The 3505-nt window shown below is 67.0% G+C and carries 4 protein-coding genes; all 4 read right to left on the reverse strand.

The genetic code is table 11. The features are described from left to right. Nucleotides 1–111 precede the first annotated feature (111 nt). On the reverse strand, nt 112–825 hold the full coding sequence (locus ACWDS7_RS47415; RefSeq protein WP_451934666.1) for an ABC transporter ATP-binding protein: 714 nt from the start codon (nt 823–825) through the stop codon (nt 112–114). Next, nucleotides 815–1618, reverse strand: a complete 804-nt coding sequence (locus tag ACWDS7_RS47420; RefSeq protein ID WP_306857897.1) for an ABC transporter ATP-binding protein — start codon at nt 1616–1618, stop codon at nt 815–817. Before ACWDS7_RS47420 ends, ACWDS7_RS47415 begins: the two co-directional genes overlap by 11 nt. 8 nt (nt 1619–1626) lie before the next feature. Then, complete coding sequence (locus tag ACWDS7_RS47425; RefSeq protein WP_451934667.1) at nt 1627–2796, reverse strand: branched-chain amino acid ABC transporter permease; 1170 nt, start codon at nt 2794–2796, stop codon at nt 1627–1629. Further along, nucleotides 2793–3505, reverse strand: a 713-nt coding sequence (locus ACWDS7_RS47430; protein WP_451934668.1) for a branched-chain amino acid ABC transporter permease, incomplete at its 5' end; no start/stop codon positions are given. The genes ACWDS7_RS47430 and ACWDS7_RS47425, both read right to left, overlap by 4 nt.

Raw genomic sequence — 3505 nt, forward strand, 5'->3', positions numbered from 1 at the left:
ACTACCACCAGGCGAAGCGGGAGAAAATCGCCGCCGCCATCACCGCCTGGCAGGCCACAGAATCCAACGCGGCCACCCACCCGTACGGCTCACGGCCGCTCCGGCGGCCCGTCAGTGCCCGAGGCCGCCACCGAGGTAGGCGGCCTGCACGTCGGGGTCGTCGAGCAGCTCGGCGGCGGGCGCGCTCTTGACCACCTTGCCGGTCTCCAGCACGTAGGCCCGATGGGCGAGCTTCAGCGCCTGCTGGGCGTTCTGCTCCACCAGCAGCACCGTGGTGCCCCGGCGGTTGATCTCCTCGATGATGGAGAAGATCTGCTGCACCATCAGCGGCGCCAGGCCCATCGACGGCTCGTCCAGCAGCAGCACCTTCGGCTTGGCCATCAGTGCCCGGCCGATGGCCAGCATCTGCTGCTCGCCGCCCGACATCGTGCCGCCCATCTGCGTCCGGCGCTCGGCCAGCCGCGGGAACAGCTCGTAGACCTCCGCCAGGTCGGCGGCGAAATCCCCTGAGCGCGAGTATGCGCCCATGAGCAGGTTGTCGTGCACCGTCATGCCGGGGAATACTCCCCGGCCCTCAGGGGCCTGTCCCAGCCCCGCCATGACCCGCTTGTGGCCGGGCATCTTGCTGATGTCCTTGCCGTCGAAGGTGATGCTCCCCGACGACAGGCCGCGCAGACCCGAGATCGTCTTCAGGGTCGTGGTCTTGCCCGCACCGTTCGCCCCGATGAGAGTGACGATCTCACCCTCGTTCACCTCGACCGAGATGCCCTTGATCGCCTCGATCTTGCCGTAGTGGACGTGGATGTCCTTGATCTCAAGAAGCATCTGTGGAAGCCCCCAAATACGCCTCGACGACCCGGGGGTCGTTCCGCACCTCATCCGGCAGGCCGTCGGCGATCTTCTGGCCGAAGTCCAGCACCGCGATGCGGTCACTGATGCCCATGATGAGGCTCATGTCGTGCTCGATGATCAGAATCGTCCGGCCGGCGTCGCGGATGTCCCGGATCAACTGCTGCAGCGCCACCTTCTCCGCCGGGTTCATACCGGCGGCCGGCTCGTCCAGCAGCAGCAGCTTCGGCTTGGTCGCCAGCGCGCGGGCGATCTCCAGCCGGCGCTGGTCACCGTAGGGCAGGTTCTTGGCGTGGTCGTTGGCGCGGTGGGAGATGCCGACGAAGTCGAGCAGCTCCATCGCCAGCGCACGGCCCTCGCGCTCGGCCTGACGGTGCCAGGGAAGCCCCAGGGCCACGCTCACCATGCCCGAGCGGTGGTGCGTGTCCGCGCCCACCATGACGTTCTCGATGGCCGTCATGTTGTGGAACAGCCGGATGTTCTGGAACGTGCGGGCGACGCCACGCTTGGTGATCTTGAAGCGCTTGACGCCGCTGATCTTCTCGCCCTCGAAGCGGACCTGCCCCTCCGTCGGCTGGTAGACGCCGGTGATCACGTTGAAGATCGTGGTCTTGCCCGCGCCGTTCGGGCCGATGAGGGCGAAGATCTCACCCTCGTTGATGGTCAGGTTGACCTCTTTCAGCGCCGTGACGCCGCCGAAGCGCATCACGACGCCCTGCATCTCCAGCATCGCGCGGGCACTCCGCTCCTGGGCAGCCCCTGCGTTCACCTCGGCGCTCACTTGGAGGCCACCTCCTCACCACGCGACTCCGGCCCGGGCACCTCGGCCGCGAGCGTCCCCATCCCGCCCGATCCCTCTTTCAGCTCCGCCTTGCGTTGACGCGACGGCAGCAGCCCCTCGGGACGGAAGATCATCAGTGCGACGAGCACCGCGCCGAAGATCAGCATGCGGTATTCCTGCAGGCCGCGGAAGCGCTCCGGCAGCCACGCCACCACGAACGCGCCCAGCATGACGCCCGGCAGGTTGCCCGCGCCGCCCATGACCACCGCGGCCAGGATCGTCGCCGACAGCAGGAACTGGAAGTCGTTCGGGTTGAGCGAGATGACCTTGGAGGCCCACAGCACGCCCATCGCGCCGCCGATGGAGGCGCCGATGGCGAAGGCCAGCATCTTGAAGCGGAACGTCGGCACGCCCATGACCTCGGCCGCGTCCTCGTCCTCGCGGATCGCCGCCCAGGCACGCCCGACCCGGCTCTTCTCCCAGCGCTTGACCAGGATGATCACGATGACGGCCAGCGCGACCAGCAGGTAGTAGTAGGGCCGCGGGTCCAGCACGCCGTACTTGAGGAACTTCACCCCGAGGAGCTCGTAGAGGTCGACTCCGAAGAGGTTCAGCTCGTCGATGCTCGGCGGGTGCGGGATGCCGCGGATGCCGTTCGGGCCGCCGATCTCGTCGGTGTTCCGCGCGGTGATCCGGATGATCTCACCGAAGCCCAGCGTCACGATCGCCAGGTAGTCGCCGCGCAGCCGCAGCGTCGGACCGCCCAGGGTGATGCCGGACAGGGCGCAGATCAGGATGCCCACCACCAGGATCAGCCAGAAGTTCCAGCCCATCCTGGTGCCGATCAACGCCATCGCGTAGCCGCCCACCGCGTAGAACGCGACGAAGCCGAGGTCGAGCAGGCCCGCCTGGCCGACGACCACGTTCAGGCCGATGGCCAGGACCACGTAGGTGCCGATCGGGAAGAACAGGATGCTCGCCCAGTCGGTGTAGGGCGACATGAAGCTGCCGATGGACTCCGACGGCAGCAGCAGGGCTCCGATGATCAGAGCCACGTACACGATCCATCGCTGCCAGCCCGGCGTGTTCACCCAGCGGTCGTGCATGGCATCGCCGTACTGGCCGGTCTTATGACGGAAGGCTTCCAGGGAACTGTTCTGCTTCATGCGCGCGCCTGCTGGAGTGATTCACCGAGAATTCCGGTGGGGCGGAACATCAGGACCAAGACGAGGATGCTGAAGGAGATCACGTGTTTCCAGTCGGAGCCGAAGAAGATGGCTCCGTAGTTCTCCACCAGACCGAGCGCGACTCCGCCGACCAGGGCACCGCGCAGGTTGCCGATGCCGCCCAGGACCGCCGCGGTGAACGCCTTGATGCCGAACAGGAATCCGATGTAGTAGTTCGTGTTCTCGTACGAGATCAGGTAGAGCGCGCCGGCCACGCCGGCCATGCCGCCGCCGATCAGGAACGTCATCCGGACGATCTTGTTGATGTCGACGCCCATCAGGACGGCCGCCTCGGGGTCCTGCGCGGTGGCGCGGATACCACGGCCGATCTTGGTGCGGTTCACCAGCCTGTCGAGCGCGACCATCATGCCGATCGCGGCCACGATCACCAGCACCTGGTCGACGCGGACCGAGTGACCGAAGATCGAGAAGAGCTCGGTCCGCTCCATCAGCCGGGGCAGACCCATCTGGATGCGGCCCTGCTGCGGACGGTTGAAGACCTCGGGGATCACCAGCAGGGCGAACAGCTCCTGCAGGAAGATCGAGGCGCCGATCGCGGAGATGAGGGCCGCCAGCCGGGACGCCCCGCGCTTGCGCAGCGGCTTATAGGCGATCTGCTCGAGCGCGATCGCGGTGCCCGCGGAGGCGA

Source organism: Streptosporangium sp. NPDC003464 (assembly GCF_053588315.1).

What these genes read in the sequence shown, in the direction of transcription:
- ACWDS7_RS47425 (WP_451934667.1), bottom strand. Translation starts at nt 2,796, where the DNA reads ATGAAGCAGAACAGTTCCCTGGAAGCCTTCCGTCATAAGACCGGCCAG.
- ACWDS7_RS47415 (WP_451934666.1), bottom strand. Translation starts at nt 825, where the DNA reads ATGCTTCTTGAGATCAAGGACATCCACGTCCACTACGGCAAGATCGAG.